Raw genomic sequence first — 23,585 nt, 5'->3', positions numbered from 1 at the left:
GCATATGTTTTGTACGATTTCGTCCCAAGTTAATAAAATCAATGCATGCAAGACACAATCATCAACGGCAATAGCACTAGGATAAAGCGCTATATCGTCAACCCTGCGTCGTACTCTCGATTATTACTCGATATTATATCCAAATGAATATTAGCTATAGTAGCCTCTAGCGACAGTGCTATTTCACTATAAAAGTATTACTGCTTTAACCTCACTTGAAGTATTAAACATACATCTACACTTGGTTGCCTTGTACTACTTTTAAATTGAAACAACTATAGTCTCTAGCAATAGTGCTATCTCACTATAAATAGTATTTGGCTAGGTTGGCATTTAGATTTTTGCACTTAGATTCTAGTATCCGGACTCTAATATCCGGACTCTAGTATCGGGATTTTAGTGTCTGGAGCTTGCTGTAGCCACAGCTTAAGAATTATTAAATCATCTAACAATAAACTAGGAGCGCCCCATGACTGCATTACGTCAAGATATTGATCCAAACGGCTTATTAGAATACTCAGTGGTCTATACTGACCGCGCCCTCAATCACATGTCGAAAGTCTTTCAACAAGTGATGAATGACCTATCTAGCGACCTAAAATCAGTCTATAACGCTGATGCAGTCGTGATTGTACCGGGTGCTGGTACCTATGGTATGGAAGCGGTGGCGCGTCAATTGGCAAACGATGAAGATTGCCTCATTATTCGTAATGGTTGGTTTAGCTATCGTTGGTCGCAAATCCTAGAAAAAGGCAAAATTGCCAAATCGACTACGGTCTTGACTGCTCATCGTGAAGAGGGCGATTCTCCAAAGCCATTTTCACCTGTCGATATCGATGAGGCAGTTGCAAAAATTAAAGCAGAAAAACCAGCAGTCGTATTTGCTCCGCATGTTGAAACCTCATCAGGAATCATTCTGTCAGCGGACTACATTAAAGCCTTGAGCGCTGCCGTGCATAGCGTTGGTGGTTTATTGGTTATTGACTGTATCGCATCAGGTTGTGTTTGGTTAGACATGAAAGATTTGGGAATTGATGTCCTTATCAGTGCGCCGCAAAAGGGTTGGAGCAGTACGCCGTGTGCTGGTCTGGTCATGCTCAGCGATGCTGCTATCCAAAAAGTAGACAGTACAGAATCTGACAGCTTTAGCTTGGATTTGAAGCAGTGGTTAAACATCATGCGTGCCTATGAGAATGGCGGTCACGCTTATCATGCGACTATGCCAACGGACAGCTTACGCCAGTTCCGCGATACCATTCTGGAGGCTAAAAAAATCGGCTTCGATACATTGTGTGATGCACAATGGGAGCTGGGCAACCGCATCCGTCAGGTCTTTGCTGATAAAGGTATCGAGAGCGTGGCAGCCAAAGGCTTTGAAGCACCAGGTGTCGTCGTGGCTTATACCGATCGTGATGACATGCATAAAGGCAGTGCCTTTGCAGAAGCGGGTATGCAAATCGCTTCTGGTGTCCCTCTGAAAGTTGGTGAGCCGGATAACTTTAAGACCTTCCGTTTGGGTCTATTTGGTCTAGATAAATTGACTGATGTTGATGGTGCAGTCACACGTTTTGAGTCAGCACTTGATGAAGTGTTGGCTAAATAGTATTTAGCACACGCCTTAGCTAAAAGAATACTGAGCCTGTTTGATATGGGGTCAGTATTTTTTTACCCTTTTATTATATTTTATAATATAATGTGTTTTTATAAATTAATACTTAAGCACGTATTTAATAAACTTAATTGGGTAGTCCGTTATGAGTATACAAATAGACTGGCAGGCCTTTACACCAATCTCCTTAGCGGGCGGCCTAATGCTAGGTGTGGCGACCATTATACTGCTACTTGGTGTTGGGCGTGTTGCGGGTATTAGTGGCATCTTTTCAAGCCTACTGAAGCCCACGCGTGTTGAGATGTGGCAGATATTGTTCATCGTGGGTCTAGTAGTCTCGCCAGTACTATACAGTTTTGGAAGACCGTTACCCGATATAGATATTAGTACTTCTCTACCATTGTTAATTGGTGCGGGATTATTGGTCGGTTTTGGGACGCGTTTGGGATCGGGCTGTACCAGTGGTCACGGCATCTGTGGCAATGCACGCTTGTCTCCACGCTCGATGGCAGCGACGGCGACCTTTATGCTCTTTGGTATTGTGACGGTGTATTTTGGTCGGCATGTTTTAGGTTTGATTTAAAGAATCGTGCCAATACGGCGTTGAGTACTATTTATAGCAGCTTGAATTAACATATTAGGTGTGAGAAAAAACATGCTAAAAAATATAATTGGATTGCTAGCAGGGTTACTATTTGGCTTTGGACTGCTGATATCTGGTATGACTGATCCTGTGAAAGTGCAAGGTTTTTTGGATATCTTTGGTGCATGGGATATTTCCCTCGCATTGGTCATGGGTGGTGGATTAATCGTGGCAATCGTTGGTGTGCAATTGGCCAAGCGTCAGCAGACGAGCTGGATTGGCACATTAATCGAGATGCCAAACAAAACCGTTATCAATAAAAAACTCCTTATCGGCGCGATGCTGTTCGGTATTGGTTGGGGTTTGGTGGGTATTTGTCCAGGGCCAGGAATCGTACTGCTCGGAACAGGACAATGGCAAGCGTATGTATTCATCCCTGCCATGATAGTTGGCATGCTGATTTATCAATGGTTAGAGCCAAAACTTAGTTAGAGCGCTCAAAAAAGGGTCAGCCTAATATGATTAAGCTGACCCTTTTTATAAAAGATATTTTACTTATAAGACATGTTTTACACTTTCAAAAGCCTATTTCGCACTGACCGTGACTTTTGGGGTTTCGTGTGCCAATGATTTGGCCGCTTGTCGCAGCTCAAATTTCTGAACTTTGCCCGTACTGGTCTTTGGTATTTCAGCAAAGATAATATATTTGGGTACTTTAAAACCCGCTAAATGCTGCTTGCAATGCGCCATCACGGTATCGTGCTGCAAGGTGCTATCAGCATGAATTTCGATAAAGGCAACAGGCACTTCGCCCCATTTTTCATGTGGTGCAGCGACCACGGCGCAGCTTTGAATCTCAGGCATTTTATATAGGATGTTTTCCACCTCGATACTAGAGATATTTTCACCACCTGAGATGATGATATCTTTAAGCCTGTCCATGATTTTAATATAACCATCAGGGTATTTGACGCCCAAATCACCCGTGCGAAACCAGCCATTGGCAAAGGCCGCTTCGGTGGCTTTACGACTTTTGAGATAGCCCTTCATCACCATATTACCGCGTAGTGCCAACTCGCCCATCTCTTCACCATCGGCCGCGACAGGTTCAGTCGTGCCTTGTTTAAACACCTCAAACCCAGTCATCAGGTGCGAAGTCACACCCTGTCGTGATTTCTTTTGCGCACGTACAGTGACATCCAGCTCATCCCATTCTGCTTGCTCGGCACAGAGCGTCACTGGTCCATATACTTCAGTGAGACCATAGACATGAGAGATGTGGAATCCCATGGCTTCCATTGCGGCTAGCATGGTTTCAGATGGTGGCGCACCAGCGACCCAACCATTTACTTCGTGGGTAATCGCCTCTTTATATTCAGACTTACCACCTGCAATCATATTGTGTACCACAGGAGCTGAGCAATAATGGCTGACTTTGTACTTAGCAATTAGTTGTAAAATCAAATCCGCATCAATATTACGTAAGCAGACGTTGATACCGGCACGCTCAGCGATGGTCCATGGAAAGCACCAACCGTTACAGTGAAATAACGGCAGCGTCCAGAGATACATAGGATGCTTCGGTAGGTCCCAATCTAGGATATTGGACACAGCATTGAGCGTGGCACCGCGATGGTGGTAGACCACACCTTTGGGTTTGCCTGTGGTGCCAGAGGTATAATTCAGTGCAATCGCATCCCATTCGTCTGATGGTTTTTCCCAGTTATCCAAACTGTCTGAACTGGCAACCAATTCCTCATAGCTCATTTGTCCAAATCTATCGACTTTGAGAGCCGCATCTGTTGCATGAATAACAATTAGGTTGGGAAAGGTTTCATCGATAATCTCGGCATATTCAGCAAACTCACTGTCCAAAACCAGAACTTTGGCTTCTGAATGTTGTAGACAAAAGGTGAGGGCGTTGATATCGAGTCGGGTATTCAATGTACAGAGTACACCACCTGACATCGGCACACCAAAGGCACATTCAATCATCGCTGGCGTGTTCGGCATCATCACTGCCACGGTATCGTTTTTATCAATGCCCAGTTTGCGTAGCCCATCGGCTAACTGCCTGCAACGATTATAGGTTTGTTGCCACGTTTGGGTGAAGTTATTATATTTTAGGTCGTCATAAATGATGGCAGTCTTGTCAGGGTAAACCTGCGCACTGCGAATGATAAAATCAATGGGGGTAAGCGGTTGATGGTTGGCTGCATTTTTGCCAAGACCAGTATGGAAGTCTGTCATTGTGATAATCCTTTATCATATATTTGAGATTTTCTGAGGTAATACCTTAGTCGATCGACTTTATCAGGGCATGTCATCAATTGGAAGTATTTGTATTTTTACCCTTATAATCTAATCGATTAATCCAGTCGATGCTACGTCTTAATACCTAATTATTATAGACATTCGTCATTGATAATTGGACTGGTTTTGTCGTGTTTGTTTAACCGCATACTAGGAAGTCAGCTATTAAGCAGAGCCATTTGGTATGGTAATGAATAAACGTCCACTCATCAGTCGTTTGTCTGCGTAGCTGATGATAATAGCGGTGTGGTACGATACCAGTAACGTTAAACCCCGCAAGCTATTCATAAGGAAAATGATATGACCGCCAGCCGCACTGCCGCGCCGATTGAAACTGCCACTACCAATGAACATTACCCGCATTTATTTGAGCCACTTGATTTGGGTTTTACTACGCTCAAAAACCGTCTGGTGATGGGCTCTATGCATACGGGTCTTGAAGATCGTTTTTATAATTACGGTAAGCTGGCGGCGTATTTTGCAGAGCGAGCCAAAGGCGGCGTGGCAATGATGATCACTGGTGGTATCTCGCCCAATCGTGAAGGTTGGTTGTTGCCTGCTGGCGGAACGATGAATACCAAAGCTGACGTCATCAACCACCAGCGCGTTACTCGTGCTGTGCATAAACATGACAGCAAAATCATCATGCAGATATTGCACAGTGGTCGCTATGGCTATCACCCTTTTGCCGTATCCTCTAGCCCAATCAAATCCCCAATCTCACCATTCAAACCACGCAAGATGAGCATCAAAAATATCGAGAAAACGGTAAAAGACTATGCTCGTTCAGCCAAACTTGCCAAGCAAGCAGGCTATGACGGTGTCGAAATCATGGGCTCTGAAGGTTATCTACTCAATCAGTTTTTATCGAGCCATGTGAATAAGCGTAAAGACATTTATGGTGGTGATATTCACGCTCGTATGAAATTCGCTGTTGATGTGGTTAGAGCCGTTCGCGAGGCGACTGGTGAAGACTTCATTATTCTATTCCGCTTATCTGTTATCGATTTGGTCAAAGACGGTAACGCCATGGATGAAGTCATTACCGTGGCAAAAGCGCTAGAAGAAGCGGGCGTAACCATCATGAATACGGGCATTGGCTGGCATGAAGCGCGTGTTCCGACGATCGTGACCAGTGTGCCACGTGCAGCCTTTGTGGATTTCACCGCTGAAATCAAAAAGCACATTAGTATCCCAATGATGGCGGCCAACCGTATCAACATGCCAGAAACAGCAGAAGAAATCGTCGCGACTGGTCAAGCAGATATGATTCAGATGGCACGTCCATTCTTGGCTGATGCGCACTGGGTCAATAAAGCCAAAAACGGCCAGACAGACCGTATCAATACTTGTATCGCCTGTAACCAAGCGTGTCTCGACCATACCTTTGAAAACAAACGCTCGACTTGTTTGGTCAATCCACAAGCATGCTACGAGACTGAACTGGTCTATAAGAAAGCGAAAAAGCCTAAAAAAGTCGCTGTCATCGGTGGCGGTGTCGCTGGTATGTCAGCCGCTCATGTGGCTGCCCTACGTGGTCATGATGTCACCTTGTTTGAAGCCAAAGACGTGTTGGGCGGTCAGTTTAACTACGCCAAAGTCATCCCTGGTAAAGAAGAATTCTTTGAGACCGTTCGCTACTATATCAATGAGCTTGAGCACTTGGGTGTCAACGTAAAACTGAACACCAAGGTCGATAAAGACATGCTTGAAAAAGCCAAGTTCCATCATGTCATCGTCGCCACTGGCGTCGTACCTAGAAGCCTAGAAGGTAAGCTCGAAGGTGCTGATTTACCGCAAGTGATCAGCTATGCTGAACTGCTCTCTGGTGAAAAAGCTGTGGGCAACACAGTGGCAGTCATCGGTGCGGGCGGTATTGGCTTCGATGTCAGTGAATACTTGACCGCTAATCATGGTCAGTCGCTTGATGAGATCGGCCCTGATGGACTAAAAGATCCAAGCTATCGTCCTGAGCCGCAGTCAATCAGCGAATGGCGCGAGGAGTGGGGCGTGACCAACGATACCGACTATCAAAGTGAAGGTGGCCTGGTCAGACCGCACACAATCAAACCAATTCGCCAAGTCTACCTCATGCAGCGTAGCAAAGGTCGTCTGGGCAGTGGTCTAAACAAAACCTCAGGCTGGGTACATCGTGCGCATATCAAATCTCACGGCGTCATCCAAGTCGCTGGCGTGCAGTATGACAAAATCACTAATGAAGGTATTTGGGTCACTAACAGTCAAGGTCAAAGCCAGCTATTACGTGTCGATAGCGTTGTGGTCTGTGCTGGTCAAGAGTCAGTCGTTGAGCTAATGCCAAACGTTGGTGATGCACCAGACGCGCAATATCACTTAATCGGTGGCGCAAAACTGGCCGCTGAATTGGATGCCAAACGTGCGATTCGTGATGGGGCTGAGGTTGCGGCAGGGATTTAATAGTCAAACATAAAGTATTTATGGGGCGGCAGGAATATTATTTCCTGCCGTTTTTTGGTTTTTCGCTGAAATGCTCGTCGTAATTATATTCTATTCAAAACTTTCTATGTTGTAACCAAATGCTAGAAGGTATTGCAGTTCCATTTTTTCAAAATTTTGAATAGCAGAGTTATTATGTTTTAAGAGTTGATCAAAGAAATTATTTCTACATACTTTATATTTTTGCTTATATGATCTTTCACGGCATCTAAAATTACTTTCAAATTTTATGTTCTCAATAAAATCAAGAATAAAAGCTTTGAATATTGCACTATTTGAAAAAACATCTGAATCCATTGAACTTATTTTAAATTTAAATTCTATTAGGTAATTGTCATATGTGTCTGTCATTGAACTACCGATGACCTCAAAACTAGTAATTTGCATATAATGTAAATTATCAATTTTTATAAGGCTCTTTACACCTACAAGTCTACCCTCGCCTCCAGTATTATTTACTTCTATGGAAACGATGATCTCCGTCAATGTGTAAGAATTTTTTTCGAAAGGCAATAATTCTATAGATTGTTGCAAAAGATCAATTTCGTTTGAAATTTGATTTTCTATGTGTAGGACATTAACCACGAAAGTATGTATTTGGAAAAGGTTGAAAATTGGTATTTTTGCTTTTGCCTCTAATAAGTACAAATTAAACTGTTCTTCACTAATTTTGAGTTGAGATTTTAGTGCTTCTGATTGCTCTTTGAGCGCTTTTTCAGAACCTTGCTGAGCTTTGATAGATTCTTTTAGCTCAAATCGCTGTAGTCTAAGCTCCTTACTTTGTATAAGGTAAGCTTCTATAAACCCATAGAAAGCTAATATAGAAAATATGCCTGACAAAAATGCACCGATATCGCCAAGGGATAGTGAGCGTACTGTATTATCAGGAGAAAAATTTAGCCAAGCAGAAAAAATGATTCCACAAATTACAAGCCATCCTATAGCAATAAATTTAGCTCTTTTTGGTATTTTTATTTTTAATTCCCCATCTATTAAATCTCTATCATTCAACATTATTATTTGCCTTAAGATATTTTTCTCATAATTAAAAATATTAAGAATAAAATTATTGGCTCAAACAAGCTCCAAAAACTATCTCCCAAAACTCATTATCTATGCGATGCTAAATCTTATCAATGATTCTCAATCGTACGCACTAATCACGCTATTAAAAAGGATTTTATAATGGTAGTGTTAAAAAAATATTTAAGTGAATGGTGCTACCTATTTATGCATCTTCAGCAATGTTTATTTTTTAATGAGAAAAACTAATCGACCTCACGCTTTAACACAGTACCGTCAAAATACCCTCGCATACCACAATGCAGTCTTCTATATTGATCATCCATATCTCTTAATAATAATTGAGTCTTGCCTTTATAAAGTGCTGGATAAAAACGCAGCTCAGCCGTTTTATCTGGCTGATCATCGTTGACGACCCAGTGATTTTCTGACCATATGGCTTTACTCTCTCCCAAATCGCAGGTATGAGCATTGGTAAAAATCAAAACGCCATCGATAATAGAAAGATAAGGTTTATTAGCGACACTATGAATCGATACCGTATTTTTTGCCTCTCCCGTATCTTCCCAGCGCTGAGTACCTGAATTATATATTGAGATTTGAGAGGTTTGAGAAAACTTACCAAAGGCACTTTTACTCGGTAAATCAGAAGGACTTAACTCATCTGAAAAATTCCAAGCCACACCGTAATTGCTTTGCTCTTCGATATACTCTTTATACTCACGGATAAGACATTCTTCACTTTTACAGGTATTACGCTGAAACGTAAGCCATGTGCGTTGATTAGCAATGAACCTATCTTTAAAAGCTTTGCTGTCTTCATAGTCAGGAGCAGCGCCAAGATTGATTTTATATTTCTTCGCCATTGCGTCATCAAGCTTAGAAAGCTCAGGACTGTCACAGACGGTTTTTTCTACCCAAGTAGCAGCCTTGTTGCAATCAAAACTTGCTGAATTGGCATAAGTGGAGAGTAGGCAAGTGCCTAAAATGCTTACTGTGGCTAAGGCGAGTTTTTTCATAGGGTTCTCATTGCTAGAGGATGTTTTTATAAATGGCTTAATATCTAATCTAGAGACTTCCTAACAGCTTTCTTATTAATAAACATAAGTGTATCATTATGGATATTTAATATCTTAAAGCAGACATTTATGAGAAAAAACGAATTTCTATTCGGTGATGTGACATTCAAATGGGGTGATAAGTTATCTGATATAGAAGCTCAGCTTCCTGAAAAAGAGATAGTAAATCGCTCTTATGAAGAAAGCTATATGCCTAAAATAGTAACTATAAGACTAGCTAAGTTTTGGTCTCTCAACATTGCTCACTGTCATTTTAGTGCAGCAGATAATGACCGATTGATTGATTCAATATGGATCAATATCCCAGCACAACTATTTAATAGGCAACAAGTTATTAAAAAACTTATAGCGTATTTAGGACCGGGGTCAAACTATTCCTCTGATAGCCATTACTATAGCGATAATGTAGTAGAGCATTGTGAATGGGAGTTTGATAACTGTGTCATTGGCGTTAGCATGTATGGCGGTGTACGAGAGGAAGATAACGAAAAAATTATTGGCTCTCTGTCTATATCGTTAAGTGATATAGATCTTTTAGATTTATTGTACTCAAAGCCCATACGTGAGTTGGAGTCTGAAATGGCTGATCAGGTTGATATTAGTACTATTGAGTCTTTTCAGACAAAGCAAGCACAAAGTATGCCTCGGTCAAGAGAAAGAGAGGAGTTCCCAAACCATCCTGCTGCTTTCGTCATCCGAGCATTCGATGGATTGTACAAAGATGCACTGTTTCAAACACCATTAGCGGTCCAATCAGTCATCACGCAGTCTGAAGTTTGTACGTGGCAATCTACGATAGGTGACTATTATTTATCGAACTACTGGCAAACGGTACAATTGAAGAGTGACATGTCATCTAAGTGGACCAATCTATTACCTACTAAGTCTGCTGGCGTCTGCTATGTTTCGATAGGAGGTCTGCTGATCGTTGATGAAGATAGTAGACCCGAGACCAAGATATTTGTGAAACATATCGAAAAAATAATTAAGTCTAAGATGGAGTATCACGAAGCATATGACTGTTAGGTTACCTAAGATAGTGTTTCGTTAATTACTATCTATTCACTCAAGCTATCTTCAATGTCACCTAATGTGAGACCAGTTTCTTGGGTACTATATATAGTAATACCAGTATCGTCGATTTTATCATTCATGACCAATCTACCAATGCGATTGCTAGCTTCTTGATTGCCTTGATCGGCAGCCTTTTTATACCATTCAAAAGCTGTGTCATAGTCTTGAGTTACACCGTTGCCGTTTTGGTAGAGACCACCAATAGCAAGTTGTGCCAAATCTAGATTTTGCTCAGCAGCTTTGGTATACCACTTCAAAGATTCATCATAGTCCTGTGACACACTGTAGCCGTTCTCGTAGAGGCCACCGATATTAAATTGCGCTAAAGCTATATTTTGCTCGGCGGCTTTTTGATACCATTTCAAAGCTTCATCATAGTCCTGAGTCACGCCTTTACCAAAATAATAAAGCGTGCCAATATTATTTTGAGCATCAAAAGATCCATTACCAGCGGCTAAGAGATACCACTCCATGGCTTTTTCATGGTTTTGGTTAACACCAATTCCATTGTCGTACATAATACCGAGACCATATTGAGCGTTGGCATCTTCTTGGTTTGCAGCTTCTTGAAACAGTTTCAGTGTTTTTTGGTAGTTTTGTTCAACAGCAATACCATCATAATACATAACGCCTAAATAGTGTTTAGCAGGGGCATAGCCTTGATCAGCGGCTTTTTGAAACAGTTCAAAAGCTTTGGCATCATCTTCAGGGACCGAGTCACCTTCGTAGTAGGCTAGTCCGAGTTTATATATTTCAGCAGGGGTGTTTTTATTGGAGAGTAGCTCTGTATTTGAAGACTCCGCTGAACAAGCAGAAGTTATCAAACTATTAGATAGCACTGTCGCTAGTAGTAAAGACTGAATTAAAGGTATGATTCTTTTTTGATACATCGAAACTCCGGTAGGAAATACTATCTAATTGGCTGATTCGGGCTCACTTGCTCATACGTTTTACCCTCTGGTACGGGTATACAATCGACTTCTTTTTGCGATTCAGTAGGCTTGCAAAAATTTAAAGTTGAATAGTAAGTTCTATAATCTCTTTCTTGACCAAGTGGTACTGGCATAAGATAAATTTGACCCATATTCACGTAACTTTTCTCAGTATATGGCTTAGGTATAGAAGCCAATCCTCCATTTGCATACGACTTGATCTCATAGCCCGGCTTACTTATTGAAAAGCTTGTGTGTCCTATAGACATAACTTCTCTATGATTTGGGTATTTCACTGTATATTCATAAGTAACTGGTGGTACAGTGAAGCGCCCTTGTGCACCTGTAAAGGCAAAAGCATTTCCACCTATTACTGTCTTTACATTTGCAATCGGTTGATTGGTTTTCTTATCAATCACCTGACCTGTAATTTGCGGCGTAGCATAGATCACCTTTTTTTGACAGCCAGTTAAACTGGCTAATGAGAGTACGAATACAGTTAAATAAAGCGTTCTATTTTGCATTCAAAGCCTTTTTATTTTGACACTAATCACTAAAGCCAACTACTTTATTTATTCAATAGGTCGATTCGGACTCACTTGCTCATACGTTTTACCTTCTGGTACGGGTATACAATCAATTTCTTTTTGAGACTCGGTAGGTTTGCAGTATCTCATCATCTCAGTATATTGATATACCCTATCATAGACATGCTCACCTTCTGCTAGTGGCGTGAGGTATACACTACCCATATTTATTGACACTGGTGTATTAATATCCAAAGCTGGCGTAGGTAAAGCCATACCATCGACATTAACTAATCGGCGTTGATATCCCTCACTTTCAATCATGATGTCAGCGTATTCATAAATGAATTGCAGCTGTTCTTTATTCCGCCTTTTATTCATATCATCTGAGACGACCATAGGTGGCAAGGCAAACTTGCCTGTGCTGTCAGAAGTCGTTTGATGTTCATCCGTTAAGTAAATACTTACATCAGTAACAGGTTGCTGAGTGACACTATCTAGTAATTGGCCTGAAAGTGCTGGGGTGACGTAGTAATCAGTAGGCTCTGGTATCAAGCAAGCGCTTAATGGGATAGTTAGTACACTGGTAAAGACAAATAGTTTATAAGGCTTCATTTGTAACTCCATCTGGTAGTGGCATACAATTGACGTCTTTTTGAGAGTCATTAGGCTGACAAAATGTCATGTCATCAATGTACTCATCTTCAATATCGTTCATGTCCACACCCTCTGGTAGCGGCTCTAAAAACACCTTGCCCAAATGAATATGATACGGAACTTCTGAGGTATATTTAACTTCTAGTTTCTTGATACCAGATTTGTTGTAACTTATACCTTTATAGCCTTCTTTGCCTATAGAGAAGCTTCCGCTAGATGCTTCATTTAATGAACGCACGTCATAATCCGATGTAGTATATGAAAACTTGAAGGCAGGTAATTTAAAATGTCCATTGATATCAGTTTGAGTTTGATGAATACTATTTTCATAGATTGAGACATTACTCAAAGGTTGGTTGGTTATGTTATCCAAGACTTGCCCCGTAATGATTGGGGATGCATAGCCATGGATGTCCTGCCCTGCTGAGCAGCTTAAAAGACACAAAGAAACAAATGTACCGATAATTAAACCGCTCGACTTGCTAAATATACTCATAAACGTGCTGCCTTCTTATAGGGTAGTGGCATGCAATTGACGTTTTTTTGAGATTGATCAACCAATACATGGTGCCAAAATAGATACGTCAGCTGACTCAGTCTCAAAGTCAAGTTTCTCGTTTAGACATTCTATTTTTTTGACTAACTGTTGCTCTTCTTCCTTGCTTAAGCTCTGCTCTTCTCTGTAATCTGTTTTAGGATAACGATTAAAACCTAGCGCCACACCATAGGTGGATAGAACAATATTTCTAACAGAGCTTCGCTTCCTCTGGGTAACACGCCCTTGTTCATTTAAGCAAAGTTCGCGGTCGCAAATAGTGTCGAAGTTATTCACAATATGAAGTATCTGTGCATCCCCTGCTTTCACTAATAGCTTAGGCGAGGGGTAGTGAATAGATCCTGCGCTATATCTATACCAAGCTCCACCATAGTTTCCTTCGGCAAGCTTAATGTCCCCGTATTTTTCAAGATTGAGTAAAGATTGGTAGTTTCTTGCTTTTTCATCAGCACTTATGGGTTCCTCCCATTTATCAATCACATGACGTAGAACAGCTTCAATATCTCTATGTTCGTCGACTATTTGGTCTTTTTCTTTTATTGTTTGCTTATTACTTATTTTTGAGCTGTTAAGGTTTTCAGTAGAAGCAGTATTGGTCTTATCATGATTAGGATCATTACTAGACATGCAAGATGTAAGTAGAAGTAAGGTCAACAGAGTGAAAGCTTTTTTTTGCATCAGGTTATACCTTTCTAATTATTAGCTTGCCTACGTATCGCCTATCAGTCTGCCGATGGAAGGATAGTTGTCACTCAGGTGTATAAGGATAGTTAAACTCTTTTTGAAAACTTATAAAATGGTCTTCCTTATCGTCTAAACCTCCAATTGAAACTATTAATAATTGCCTATCTAACTTAGAATAAGTAATTTGTTCTAAATTAGGATTATTAGAGTTTAAACATATTTTTTGCCCATCTCTCAAACTGAAATAATTTTTATTCTTGGGTTTAATCTGTATTTTGACATGATCACTTATTTCAGCATTCGGATCCAATATAGCAAGCTCTTCCATTTTAATATAATTAAAAATTATAGGATTTTCCATAACGACGGCAGAACTGAATATTGGCATAAAACATAAATCACCTTTGCTATTTTTCGATATATCAATACTTCCTTCGATAGGAGGGCTATGCGTAGGATAGTCTTGGAAACATCCAAGAAGACTAGTTGTTGATAGCACGAATATTATTTTAAGTATATTGAATATATGAGATTTATTTATATGTATTTTTTTGTTTTCTTGAGTGAACAAATACATTATAAAATATCCTATTTATTATTAATGAAGTTAATATTTTTTTATTACTTTTTGATTATTTCATCTACAACTATTATATAGTGAGTTAAATATGCTTCACTACGATTAGTAGCTCTTATGGAATTTCTAAGTTCAATATGTAGTCCATTTTTCAGTGCCCAATAATCCGCAACAATAGATGCTTGCTGTTCAATTCCATAATCTAGTAAGGTTTTTGTTTGGTCAAGTTCATACTTATACGCGCCATGCCCTAACCCTAATTTTTGACTTGGATATTCTATAAATATCTGTTCACTTACGGCTCGTAAAACTACCATTTGCCCATTTTGATGCTGCCAAACATGAGTCATTTCGTGTATAAAAAAATGCTTACTAGTATCTGAAGCTAAAGAAAAATCTTTTTTATGCACCTTAGGAGCAAAATATATACTACCATTAGGTGCTATTGCCATAGTGTCCTTTTGTTTAGACCATAATTTTCTGTTATAAATACGAACGGTTTTAAAATCTATGTTGTTACCAAACATTTCTTTAATAAGACTTTCTTCACCAGAAGTTAGCTTTCTTCCAGCATCCACTTCAATACACTTATGATCACTGTTATTTTTTTCAGTAAGATGACGATTACCACAATCAATTTCTTTTCTTGACATATTACTCTTCCTCATCAAATAGTATCTTAATACTCACTTCCGCTGGATAATCTGCTCCAATGGCTTCAGTGAACCCTTCTTCATCAGTCGTACCTTCAACCGATTTACCGTCATAATCTAAACGGTAGTTGATATAGGCTAGTGGAAATTGACTATGTTGATCCAGTAATTGAAATCTATCATCATAAATATCTTCATCTATGTTGTTAAGCAAGCTTTTTGAGTCCGACTTTGCAGACTGCAATGGTTCAATATTGCCCACATCAAAACCCGACTCCGAAAAAGCTTGTTGACTAGCAATCAGTTTTGAGCCGCAGCTGGTCATATCACCTGCACGGGCAACAGGCGCACCATCTACTATATAGGACGGATCACCAGTGATAATTGTCACGACCTTTTTGCACTTCTTACAGACGACTTTGTCCCCTTTGCGAGCGACAGGAATACCATTATGAGTGGTTTGCGGTGAGCCAGTGATTACCGTACCGCCATGCGTCGTCTTTGCGCCGACAGTGATATAGGCTGCCATAGTGCTACCTCTTTGTAATTTGTAAAATCTGATACATTATGTTTGATTTGTCATGGATAGTTCATTATGACGGGTCTTTTATCACTAGCCACTATACTTGATTGACTAAACAATATTCAACTTAAATTCATTATCAGTTATGATGACCGCGTATGTTTTCTTTACCTACTATCACTTCTGACATAGCGAAACTGACGCATGAATTCTGCTCAAAGATCCGTTACATTCTCTACCATTATAAATATCTTAAAAAAGCGGCCTATTGCTATATTTTTTGCAGTTATATTCGCCTTTTTTGCCTTACTAATGGCGACTATTTTTACCCTAGTATTTTCTTTGACTGGCAATGATATGCCAAAAGTAGACTATGAGTTAATTGATGCCCAAGGTATAGAAACCACTGCCGAGATTAGCAATATCGAAACCGATTATACGGTCACAGTAAATGGCCTGCATCCAACAGTGATTTCATATCAATATATAGAAGATGGTCAAGCAATTGAGTCTGAATATAAAGTGCTCGAAGAGGTCAAGATAGAGGCGTTGGCGGCCGGTGACGATATAACGATTAAATCTCTCAATGGTCAGTCGGCTATCAAAAACATCAAGCCTTATCACTTCCCTACGACTTTGTTTTTCCTTGCTCCTATACCTTTTTTGCTATTCGGATTGCCATTTTTACTCTATATAATAGTAAGGACTAGCAAAGAGCTTAAGCTCTATAAATATGGGCAAGTAAAATCAGCAAGGATTGTATCTATCATGCCAAAATACACGATCCCCTTTGTCAGTATTGGGCAAGGCGTCAAGGTGCATTATGAGTATGAGACTGGAGATGGCAATAAGATTGTCGGCGAGTCGGTGACCAGTGATTTCTCAATCATCAGTGATAAAAGAACAGGCGATACTATTCTGATATTTGTCGAGCCTGACAACGAATATAAGTCATGTGTCGTGCCTAAGCTCGATGCGCTTAAAAATAATTGGCATATTAATTTTGAATAGTATAAAGGCAGGCAAGGAGAAGGGAAGGGCGGTTTTTCTAACCTTCCATCTCGCTAGTCAACCACTCAGATACGTCATTCACTTGCGCTGCCAATTCAGGTTGCGCTGTGCCTAGTTCATCGAGCTTAGTTTTTACGTCACTGCGGTTATATTTACTATCAGTCAGAATCTCTTTTAACAGATCAATCAACTCAACATTTAGCGCATCAGAGAAGATAACGACTTCACGAATCACCGCTTGCTTTACATCAAGGTGCAAATCGATAATGCCCCAATCAAAGCGTGTCTCAATATGATGGGTAAACTCAGGTGTCTTGCCAAAGCGCCAATCCCAATCTGCCATTTGCTGATAGTACTTATTCAAACTAGGCTGCTTAGATAGACTGGCTTCATCTAACGCTTCTACTGGCGCAGTGTCGCCATAATCTTTGTCGCGATAGTATTCACAAAACGCCTCGATAATCGCATCAGACAGCGTGTCATGATTGATGTCTTTATTAAACTCAACCAAGTTAGCCACACGAGCACGCACGGATTTGATGCCTTTGGCTTTTAGCTTGAGTGGGTGCGGATTGAGGTAGTCACCCAGCTTTTGCATATTGGCATTCACTAATAATGTCCCATGATGAAAGCTGCGATCTGCTGCATGTTTAAAGGCACTGCCTGAGATTTTCTTATCACCCACTTGCATGTCATTACGACCAGATAAGTCAGCATTTATGCCTAATTTTTTCAGCGCATTGATGATAATGGTAAAGTTCGCTGCTTGGTCGTAGTCATCTTTGGGTGATAAAAAAGTAAAGTTGGTATTGCCCAAATCATGAAACACCGCACCGCCGCCACTTTGACGCCGTGCCAAAAACACATCGTCAGCTTCCATTTTATCAATTTTGCATTCCACCCATGGATTCTGCGAGCGTCCGATGACCACGGTCTCAGAATTACGCCATAGAAACAGCGTGTGCGAGTCGGGATTGAGGGTATTAAATATCCAGTCCTCGGTCGCGAGGTTAAACCAAGGGTTGGTCACGGCAGATTTTAAGATGCGTAGTTTCATTGTTTATCCTTTTGAGTAGAAGGTTATTTATTAGGTTTTATGAGTTGGCTTTTATATATAGGTATAACCATTCTTACCGATGCGAGGGATGAGTTCAATAGGTTAGTGGCGGTGTTACATAATGTTTAAAGATTTGAATGCTGAGAAGGGACGATATATTTTTATTCTAGTTCAAGTAAGTAGTTTGAATGCTTCTTGAAACGTGGTCATATGCGAGACCTAATACTTATGAAGGTGAATTTGTAACCCCGTTTATTCATTGCTCTCATATCAGGCTGAAGTAGCTCCTTAGGTTACGTATTTATATTTTCAATTGAACTTGTAACAGAAGTTTAATTTGGTATAAATTTTGCATTAGTGTAACTTACAGATTTATATCAATGTAGAGAATGATTTAAACCTTCATCAATAGTATTACTTGAGTTCAAGCGAAAATATTTAGAGCTATTAAACTATTTTGATGTATTTTCAATTAATAAAAAGGAATAAAATGCAAACTCAAACGCTAGATAGCTTATTTCAGAATAAAATATTTCGTATACCTGATTATCAAAGAGGGTATGCTTGGAGTGAGCATCAAATAAAAGATTTTTGGGAAGATATCCTACAGCTTCATAAAGAGCGTATGCACTATACAGGAGTTATTACTCTAGAACCTCTAGAGAAAAAAGAATGTGAAAAGTGGGTAGAAGATATTTGGTTAGTTAAGAATAGAGGTTTTAAACCTTACTATGTCGTAGATGGCCAACAAAGATTGACTACAGCGTTAATATTGATACAGACGATTCTACAATCAGTACCTAAAGAGTCTAGCTTAAATTTTTCTTCAATTTCAAATATCGAAGAAAAATTTATTATTACTCAACACAAAACTGAAAATGAGCTATTTCAAAGTTATATATTTGGATATGAAAAAGATAACCCAAGTGATGAGTATTTAAGAACTAAAATATTTAATAGATATTCCACTTCTAACAATCATGAATTAACTCTTTATACTAAAAATTTATATAGAGCTAAAAAGTTTTTTTTAGGTGAGCTGGCTAAGCTAGATCATAGTGATATTGAGAATATTTTCACTAAGTTAACTCAGAAAATGAAGTACAGCATTTATGAAATTGAAGATGATATAGATATTAATGTTGCATTCGAAACAATGAATAATAGAGGGAAGCCATTAACTACTTTAGAAAAACTTAAAAATAGACTTATCTACCTAACAACTTTATTCTCTAATCAGAATGATAATGGTAGTTTGCGTGAAGATATAAATAATGTATGGAAGACTATTTATGAGTATTTAGGAAAAAATCAAGATCGTCCTTTAAATGAAGATCAGTTTTTACGTAACCATTGGATAATGTATTACAATTACTCACGTAACAAAAAGAATGCATATATAGATTTTTTATTAGATGATGCATTTACTTCAAGAAGAATTTTGAAAGATAAAGAAAATCCTTTGAAAAGAGAAGAGATAGTTGAATATATCTATAACCTTCAAGAGTCAATAAAGTATTGGTTCTATATTCATAATCCAACAATGCCATCAAAAACTGTTAAGGTAACGAGCGAGCAATCTAAAATTCTAGAAAGACTCAATAATATAGGATTTAAAGCTTTTAAGCCTTTAATACTATCAGCTTATACATCTAATCAAGAAGCTAATAAGATTGCTAACCTTCTTACTGAAATAGAGCGCTACAATTTTTGTGCATTTTCTCTGAGTAGACGTCGTGCTAATACGGGTGATACAGAGTTTTACAGAAATGCCAGTGAGCTTCTTTCAGAAAATAAAAGCATTGACTCGGTTATTAGTAATGTCAGAAATTGGTCTAATGATTACTTTAGTAAAGAAAAATTTCTATCTTATATTCAAGATAAATACGACCTTCACCATAAAGAAGGATTCTATCGCTGGGACGATATCAGATATTTTTTATATGAATATGAACAATATCTCAAAGATAAAAGTAAAACTAATGATAAGAAATTATCTTGGGATGATCTTAATACGCGTAAGGCAGATTACATAAGTGTAGAACATATTTACCCTCAGACTGATACTGAACCTTACTGGCAAGAACGGTTTAGTTTTTTCAACTTTCATCAGAGAAACTGTCTAACTCATTCTTTAGGTAATCTATTAGCTTTATCGCGTCAAAAAAACTCTTCTTTGCAAAATATAGGTTTTGATGAGAAAAGCAAAAGAAATAGCAGTTTTAATAACTCAGTAGAATATTCAAATGGATCATTTTCGGAAATAAATGTATCTAAATATAGCGAGTGGACTTCTAACGAAATATTGGATAGAGGTATGAATATGTTAAGGTTTATGGAGGAACGATGGTCTATAGAATTAGGTGATGATAACTTCAAAAGGAAATTACTTCATTTAGAGTTTTTGCATGAATAGGTGGATATATATTAATGGGTTTATTAAGAGTTTTTTATCTCAAGTAAAATAAGATAAGAAACTCTTATCAAAGTTATTCTCTATCTAACTAATATTTATAAGCTACAAGGAACCGCACAAAATATCCTTTTCGTATAGTCGATATACTGTATTCCTCAAGACCAATGCTAAATATCTTATAAACGGCACAAGTGGTCAGCCTGTGCTCAATTAATTTCATAGCACTACTTGACCTTGTTAAGAAGTTGTCTTAGAATTTGTTTCAATGTACTAGAACGTAAATACAACAATTCTATAATTAAGAACTCATCAATAAGTGACTAAACATAACAAGGTCTAAAAATGACAACAGAAATTACAGCAGCTGGTTACGGATTACATCAATCAATCCTGCCCAACGATGATGGCTTATATGGGGAGTTCGGTGGCAAAATTGGCCATCCTGAGCTGGCTAAAGCCATGGCGGAAATCGAAACAGGCTTTCGTAAGATTATTAAAGATGATGGTTTTATCGCTGAGATGAAGCGCCTGCGTGAGACGTATGTGGGTCGTCCAAGTCCTATATATCATGCGCAGCGTTTAAGCGAACATTGCGGCGGCGCGCAAATTTACTTTAAGCGTGAAGACCTAAACCATACGGGCGCGCATAAAATTAATCACTGCTTGGGTGAGGTATTATTAGCCAAGAAATTAGGCAAAACCAAAGTCATTGCTGAAACTGGTGCGGGGCAACACGGTGTGGCACTAGCAACAGCGGCTGCGCTGATGGGTTTGGAGTGCGAGATTCATATGGGTGTCGTCGATATTGAAAAGGAGCATCCCAATGTCAGCCGCATGAGAATTTTAGGAGCCAATATCGTTCCTGTATCACGCGGGGCAGGGACATTAAAGGAAGCAGTGGATAGCGCTTTTGAGACGTATCTGAATGAGCTTGATACCAGTATGTTTGCCATTGGCTCAGCATTAGGGCCTGCACCCTATCCAGAAATGGTGAGCTATTTTCAGTCTGTTGTCGGGCATGAGGCACGTGCGCAATTCATAGCAACGACAGGTCAGTTGCCCAATAAAGTGGTTGCTTGTATTGGTGGTGGTTCCAATGCTATCGGTATGTTCAGCGGATTTTTTGATGATGCAGGTGTGGAAAAAATAGGCGTAGAACCAGCAGGAGAGGGTTTAGATACGCCCAATCATGCAGCGACCATGTCGTTAGGGGTCAAAGGTGAGATTCATGGTTTTAAATGCTATGTACTGCTTGATGAGAAAGGTGAGCCAGCCCCCGTGCATTCGATTGCGTCTGGTTTGGACTATCCTGGCGTTGGCCCGCAGCATTCACATTTACGAGATTTAAAATTGGCAACTTATGAGTCAGCCACAGATGCAGAGTGTCTAGAGGCGTTTATGGCATTGTCTCGGCTTGAAGGTATTATTCCAGCTTTGGAGTCTGCACATGCCACTGCCTATGCGATGAAAATTGCTAAGACTATGTCAGCGGATGAGACCATTTTGGTTAATTTATCAGGGCGCGGTGATAAAGATATTGATTTCATTTTAGATAAAGTAAATTTATAAACAAAAGTGAGTGATGAGTATAGAAAAATAATCCCTTTTAAGCGATTAAAAAGTTATCATCGTGGTATTTTTTTACGATATAACTTTTTACGACTGAGACCTTTTATAACGGTACATTTATCATAAATGACCATTTCTTATAAATAGAGAACAGCCGTCCCATGTTTGATAGGATTGTTCCATGACTAACCGCGACCTCATTATTTTCATCACACTGTCCTTTATGTGGTCGCTGTCTTTTATATTTTATCGCGTGGGTGTGCCAGAGTTTGGCTCTTTGACCTTTGCCAGTTTACGGGTCATATTTGCTGGGTTGGTCATGCTGATCTTTGTATTAATTAGCAAGAAAAACAGAGAAGGCATCCGCGAAAATTGGAAAGTGTTAGCGCTTGTTGGATTATTCTCCGCTGCCGTGCCATTTATGCTGTTTTCTTTTTCTGCACGTTCGGTAAATGCGGGTGTCTTGGCAGTGCTCAATGCTTCTGTACCGATGCTGAGTGGATTTATCGCCAGTACGTTCTTTAAAGATAGGCTGTCAAAAAAGCAAATTTTGGGCCTCATTATTGGTGTTATCGGTGTGGTAATTTTGATGAGTGAGAGTTTGTTTGGTGGGCAGAATGCGACGTCGGGTTCGAGTCTGTTACCGATGGGTTATGGGTTATTGGCCTGTGTTGGTTATGCGCTAGGGGCGAACATTACTAGGAATTACTTGAATGATGTCTCTCCAGTGGCGATTACCGCAGGGTCACTCATTATTGCCAGTGTGATTATGCTGCCGGTTGCAATATATGAGTTCCCTTATGGCAAGAGTATCAGTGCCCAGGCTTGGGTTTCTGTTATCTGTATTGGTGTGTTTTCTACCGCCATTGCGCTGATTTTTATGAATCAATTAATCAAAAGTATCGGCCCTATGAGAGCGACGAGTATTACGCTAGTGATTCCAATTTTTGCGATTATTTTGGGCTATTTATTACTGGGTGAGGCGTTGGATACACCTGCCATTATCGGTTCGGTGGTGATATTGTTTGGGACGTATTTGTCTTTAGAGTTGTCTGTTACTAGGATGATAAAGTCGTAAGTTACTCATGAAATAATGTATGTGTTTTGGCTTCATTGAGCATTATCATCTACACAAATAATGCCATTCAAACAATTTCTATTTTGAGTGACGGTCCATGGCGATGATAGGTCTAATGCTTTATGCAATTGATAGGGTGTGATATTTCGCTCGTCTATTTCACGACCGTTTTCATCTTTGTCAGGTATAGGGTATCGCTTAAGACGTTCGGTATCCGACTGATCCATAAATATTAAAAAGTTTTGCACATTTTTAGCCAGTTTACTATTAGAGCGTTGAGTCAGCTGCACCATCAGTTGTTCATTGTCTGAGTCATAGAATTCGCGCATTTCCTCATCTGTCCATTGGGTATTCTCTGACCCAAAAAACAGTAGATAACGATACATATTGAATAACACGTTAGCATCGTTATAAAAGATACTCTGTGGATAATGGTGCATGAAATCTTCCCAGAAGACGGTACGCTCTACCAACTCCTCAAACGAAAAAGCTATCGCTGCATCAAACCAAAATATTCCTTGGTTGTCCTGAGCCATTCGCTGGACGAAGGCCGCTTGATCCTCTGGTAGATAGGGAGTGAAGATATCTGCCATGGCCGTTAAGTCGTGATGAAACTCATAATTCCCTTCACCCAAATATCGCACACTGACGTCAGATCTACTCATGATTAAACTAACCAAATATCGAACATGAGGGTTCACTGCTTTTAATTGTGTCACCGAAACCTTTTTACCTTGTTCAACACTACTCATCAAGTCATAAAATGCGCTGTCGTCTATAACGCTATCAACATTCAGAAAACGGGTATACATCTCCTGATACTCTGCTAGCCATTGCAATATTTCAGCGTTATTGGCCACTGGTAAGCAAGCGGTTAACTGGTGCTGAACCGCATGAATGTCTTCGATTTCATTTTTATTATTGATAGCATTTATCGTGTCATTAAGCTTGCTACAAATGAGCTGCTCTTTTAATGTATCTTCCGATAATTTTACCAAGGCTTTAGTGAGTTCTTTCGGCGTCTTTGCTTCTGCGAGAGGCTTTGTGCTTTGAGGGGTCGTTGATTGTGCTTCTGATGCGGTCGCTTTATCAGAAGAAGGTTGGCAAGCGGTAAGAACAAACGCTAAGCTTGAACCTATGATGAGTGGTAGTCTTTTGTTTTGGATAAGTGATAACAACTTCATTTTTT

General features: G+C 39.6%; 22 protein-coding genes. 9 read left to right on the top strand and 13 right to left on the bottom strand.

Annotated features, from left to right (window positions below):
- Window positions 1-469 precede the first annotated feature (469 nt).
- The 3 genes from DFP82_RS01430 (at window position 470) to DFP82_RS01420 (ending at window position 2,684) form a co-directional block, all read left to right on the top strand.
- Entirely contained in the window at window positions 470-1,603 is a 1,134-nt protein-coding gene (locus tag DFP82_RS01430) for an aminotransferase class V-fold PLP-dependent enzyme (RefSeq protein ID WP_110921944.1), read from the top strand.
- A 151-nt stretch (window positions 1,604-1,754) separates the two neighbouring features.
- Complete coding sequence (locus tag DFP82_RS01425) at window positions 1,755-2,192, top strand: YeeE/YedE family protein (RefSeq protein WP_110921943.1); 438 nt, start codon at window positions 1,755-1,757, stop codon at window positions 2,190-2,192.
- A 72-nt stretch (window positions 2,193-2,264) separates the two neighbouring features.
- Entirely contained in the window at window positions 2,265-2,684 is a 420-nt protein-coding gene (locus DFP82_RS01420) for a DUF6691 family protein (RefSeq protein WP_110921942.1), read from the top strand.
- A gap of 93 nt (window positions 2,685-2,777) precedes the next feature.
- On the opposite strand, the gene DFP82_RS01415 is transcribed toward DFP82_RS01420, so the two are convergent.
- Window positions 2,778-4,442 carry an AMP-binding protein gene (locus DFP82_RS01415; RefSeq protein ID WP_110921941.1) on the bottom strand — a complete coding sequence of 555 codons (1,665 nt, stop codon included), beginning with the start codon at window positions 4,440-4,442 and terminating at the stop codon, window positions 2,778-2,780.
- A gap of 363 nt (window positions 4,443-4,805) precedes the next feature.
- On the opposite strand from DFP82_RS01415, the gene DFP82_RS01410 reads away from it, so the two are divergent.
- Window positions 4,806-6,941, top strand: a complete 2,136-nt coding sequence (locus DFP82_RS01410; protein ID WP_110921940.1) for an NADPH-dependent 2,4-dienoyl-CoA reductase — start codon at window positions 4,806-4,808, stop codon at window positions 6,939-6,941.
- 90 nt (window positions 6,942-7,031) lie between these two features.
- On the opposite strand, the gene DFP82_RS01405 is transcribed toward DFP82_RS01410, so the two are convergent.
- Both DFP82_RS01405 and DFP82_RS01400 read right to left on the bottom strand, forming a co-directional pair.
- Window positions 7,032-7,994: a hypothetical protein gene (locus DFP82_RS01405; protein ID WP_110921939.1), complete on the bottom strand. Its 963-nt coding sequence runs from the start codon at window positions 7,992-7,994 to the stop codon at window positions 7,032-7,034.
- 254 nt (window positions 7,995-8,248) lie between these two features.
- On the bottom strand, window positions 8,249-9,022 hold the full coding sequence (locus DFP82_RS01400; protein WP_110921938.1) for a lysozyme inhibitor LprI family protein: 774 nt from the start codon (window positions 9,020-9,022) through the stop codon (window positions 8,249-8,251).
- A 129-nt stretch (window positions 9,023-9,151) separates the two neighbouring features.
- On the opposite strand from DFP82_RS01400, the gene DFP82_RS01395 reads away from it, so the two are divergent.
- Window positions 9,152-10,108: a hypothetical protein gene (locus DFP82_RS01395; RefSeq protein ID WP_110921937.1), complete on the top strand. Its 957-nt coding sequence runs from the start codon at window positions 9,152-9,154 to the stop codon at window positions 10,106-10,108.
- Window positions 10,109-10,140: 32 nt separating this feature from the next.
- Here DFP82_RS01395 and DFP82_RS01390 read toward each other — a convergent pair whose 3' ends face one another.
- From DFP82_RS01390 to DFP82_RS01355, 8 genes are all read right to left on the bottom strand, one after another.
- Entirely contained in the window at window positions 10,141-11,046 is a 906-nt protein-coding gene (locus tag DFP82_RS01390) for a tetratricopeptide repeat protein (protein ID WP_110921936.1), read from the bottom strand.
- 20 nt (window positions 11,047-11,066) lie between these two features.
- A complete protein-coding gene (locus DFP82_RS01385; protein ID WP_110921935.1) occupies window positions 11,067-11,612 on the bottom strand; it encodes a peptidase associated/transthyretin-like domain-containing protein in 546 nt (181 codons plus the stop codon).
- Between the two features lie 48 nt (window positions 11,613-11,660).
- Window positions 11,661-12,230: a hypothetical protein gene (locus DFP82_RS01380; RefSeq protein WP_110921934.1), complete on the bottom strand. Its 570-nt coding sequence runs from the start codon at window positions 12,228-12,230 to the stop codon at window positions 11,661-11,663.
- Window positions 12,217-12,768 carry a peptidase associated/transthyretin-like domain-containing protein gene (locus DFP82_RS01375; protein WP_110921933.1) on the bottom strand — a complete coding sequence of 184 codons (552 nt, stop codon included), beginning with the start codon at window positions 12,766-12,768 and terminating at the stop codon, window positions 12,217-12,219. The genes DFP82_RS01380 and DFP82_RS01375 overlap by 14 nt, the downstream gene beginning before the upstream one ends.
- 57 nt (window positions 12,769-12,825) lie before the next feature.
- A complete protein-coding gene (locus DFP82_RS01370) occupies window positions 12,826-13,506 on the bottom strand; it encodes a hypothetical protein (RefSeq protein ID WP_110921932.1) in 681 nt (226 codons plus the stop codon).
- 70 nt (window positions 13,507-13,576) lie between these two features.
- On the bottom strand, window positions 13,577-14,089 hold the full coding sequence (locus DFP82_RS01365; protein ID WP_110921931.1) for a hypothetical protein: 513 nt from the start codon (window positions 14,087-14,089) through the stop codon (window positions 13,577-13,579).
- 44 nt (window positions 14,090-14,133) lie between these two features.
- Window positions 14,134-14,742 (bottom strand): hypothetical protein, encoded by a 609-nt coding sequence (locus DFP82_RS01360; protein ID WP_110921930.1) that lies wholly within the window; start codon window positions 14,740-14,742, stop codon window positions 14,134-14,136.
- Between the two features lies 1 nt (window position 14,743).
- Entirely contained in the window at window positions 14,744-15,271 is a 528-nt protein-coding gene (locus tag DFP82_RS01355; RefSeq protein WP_110921929.1) for a PAAR domain-containing protein, read from the bottom strand.
- 306 nt (window positions 15,272-15,577) lie between these two features.
- Between DFP82_RS01355 and DFP82_RS01350 the strand changes: the two genes are divergently transcribed.
- Window positions 15,578-16,276, top strand: a complete 699-nt coding sequence (locus tag DFP82_RS01350) for a hypothetical protein (RefSeq protein WP_146221317.1) — start codon at window positions 15,578-15,580, stop codon at window positions 16,274-16,276.
- A gap of 37 nt (window positions 16,277-16,313) precedes the next feature.
- On the opposite strand, the gene lplA is transcribed toward DFP82_RS01350, so the two are convergent.
- Window positions 16,314-17,333 (bottom strand): lipoate--protein ligase, encoded by a 1,020-nt coding sequence (gene lplA, locus DFP82_RS01345; protein ID WP_110921927.1) that lies wholly within the window; start codon window positions 17,331-17,333, stop codon window positions 16,314-16,316.
- Window positions 17,334-17,823: 490 nt separating this feature from the next.
- On the opposite strand from lplA, the gene DFP82_RS01340 reads away from it, so the two are divergent.
- From DFP82_RS01340 to DFP82_RS01330, 3 genes are all read left to right on the top strand, one after another.
- Window positions 17,824-19,749 carry a DUF262 domain-containing protein gene (locus DFP82_RS01340; protein ID WP_110921926.1) on the top strand — a complete coding sequence of 642 codons (1,926 nt, stop codon included), beginning with the start codon at window positions 17,824-17,826 and terminating at the stop codon, window positions 19,747-19,749.
- 342 nt (window positions 19,750-20,091) lie between these two features.
- Window positions 20,092-21,318 carry a tryptophan synthase subunit beta gene (gene trpB / locus DFP82_RS01335; protein ID WP_110921925.1) on the top strand — a complete coding sequence of 409 codons (1,227 nt, stop codon included), beginning with the start codon at window positions 20,092-20,094 and terminating at the stop codon, window positions 21,316-21,318.
- Window positions 21,319-21,499: 181 nt separating this feature from the next.
- Window positions 21,500-22,396, top strand: a complete 897-nt coding sequence (locus DFP82_RS01330; protein WP_110921924.1) for a DMT family transporter — start codon at window positions 21,500-21,502, stop codon at window positions 22,394-22,396.
- A gap of 32 nt (window positions 22,397-22,428) precedes the next feature.
- Here the strand turns inward: DFP82_RS01330 and DFP82_RS01325 are convergent, their stop codons facing one another.
- On the bottom strand, window positions 22,429-23,580 hold the full coding sequence (locus tag DFP82_RS01325) for a hypothetical protein (RefSeq protein ID WP_110921923.1): 1,152 nt from the start codon (window positions 23,578-23,580) through the stop codon (window positions 22,429-22,431).
- Window positions 23,581-23,585: the final 5 nt, after the last annotated feature.

It is taken from the genome of Psychrobacter fozii (assembly GCF_003217155.1).
Classification (GTDB): domain Bacteria; phylum Pseudomonadota; class Gammaproteobacteria; order Pseudomonadales; family Moraxellaceae; genus Psychrobacter; species Psychrobacter fozii.
This window is presented reverse-complemented; position numbering and strand designations above follow the sequence as displayed.

Bases quoted from the DNA above. Each gene is read 5' to 3' on its own strand.
- DFP82_RS01370 (WP_110921932.1), bottom strand. From the start codon at position 13,506: ATGCAAAAAAAAGCTTTCACTCTGTTGACCTTACTTCTACTTACATCT.
- DFP82_RS01380 (WP_110921934.1), bottom strand. From the start codon at position 12,230: ATGAAGCCTTATAAACTATTTGTCTTTACCAGTGTACTAACTATCCCA.
- DFP82_RS01340 (WP_110921926.1), top strand. From the start codon at position 17,824: ATGCAAACTCAAACGCTAGATAGCTTATTTCAGAATAAAATATTTCGT.
- DFP82_RS01385 (WP_110921935.1), bottom strand. From the start codon at position 11,612: ATGCAAAATAGAACGCTTTATTTAACTGTATTCGTACTCTCATTAGCC.
- DFP82_RS01375 (WP_110921933.1), bottom strand. From the start codon at position 12,768: ATGAGTATATTTAGCAAGTCGAGCGGTTTAATTATCGGTACATTTGTT.
- DFP82_RS01395 (WP_110921937.1), top strand. From the start codon at position 9,152: ATGAGAAAAAACGAATTTCTATTCGGTGATGTGACATTCAAATGGGGT.
- DFP82_RS01330 (WP_110921924.1), top strand. From the start codon at position 21,500: ATGACTAACCGCGACCTCATTATTTTCATCACACTGTCCTTTATGTGG.
- DFP82_RS01390 (WP_110921936.1), bottom strand. From the start codon at position 11,046: ATGTATCAAAAAAGAATCATACCTTTAATTCAGTCTTTACTACTAGCG.
- DFP82_RS01355 (WP_110921929.1), bottom strand. From the start codon at position 15,271: ATGGCAGCCTATATCACTGTCGGCGCAAAGACGACGCATGGCGGTACG.
- DFP82_RS01410 (WP_110921940.1), top strand. From the start codon at position 4,806: ATGACCGCCAGCCGCACTGCCGCGCCGATTGAAACTGCCACTACCAAT.
- DFP82_RS01365 (WP_110921931.1), bottom strand. From the start codon at position 14,089: ATGTATTTGTTCACTCAAGAAAACAAAAAAATACATATAAATAAATCT.
- DFP82_RS01400 (WP_110921938.1), bottom strand. From the start codon at position 9,022: ATGAAAAAACTCGCCTTAGCCACAGTAAGCATTTTAGGCACTTGCCTA.
- DFP82_RS01430 (WP_110921944.1), top strand. From the start codon at position 470: ATGACTGCATTACGTCAAGATATTGATCCAAACGGCTTATTAGAATAC.
- DFP82_RS01405 (WP_110921939.1), bottom strand. From the start codon at position 7,994: ATGTTGAATGATAGAGATTTAATAGATGGGGAATTAAAAATAAAAATA.
- DFP82_RS01360 (WP_110921930.1), bottom strand. From the start codon at position 14,742: ATGTCAAGAAAAGAAATTGATTGTGGTAATCGTCATCTTACTGAAAAA.
- DFP82_RS01420 (WP_110921942.1), top strand. From the start codon at position 2,265: ATGCTAAAAAATATAATTGGATTGCTAGCAGGGTTACTATTTGGCTTT.
- lplA (WP_110921927.1), bottom strand. From the start codon at position 17,333: ATGAAACTACGCATCTTAAAATCTGCCGTGACCAACCCTTGGTTTAAC.
- DFP82_RS01425 (WP_110921943.1), top strand. From the start codon at position 1,755: ATGAGTATACAAATAGACTGGCAGGCCTTTACACCAATCTCCTTAGCG.
- DFP82_RS01325 (WP_110921923.1), bottom strand. From the start codon at position 23,580: ATGAAGTTGTTATCACTTATCCAAAACAAAAGACTACCACTCATCATA.
- DFP82_RS01415 (WP_110921941.1), bottom strand. From the start codon at position 4,442: ATGACAGACTTCCATACTGGTCTTGGCAAAAATGCAGCCAACCATCAA.
- trpB (WP_110921925.1), top strand. From the start codon at position 20,092: ATGACAACAGAAATTACAGCAGCTGGTTACGGATTACATCAATCAATC.
- DFP82_RS01350 (WP_146221317.1), top strand. From the start codon at position 15,578: ATGGCGACTATTTTTACCCTAGTATTTTCTTTGACTGGCAATGATATG.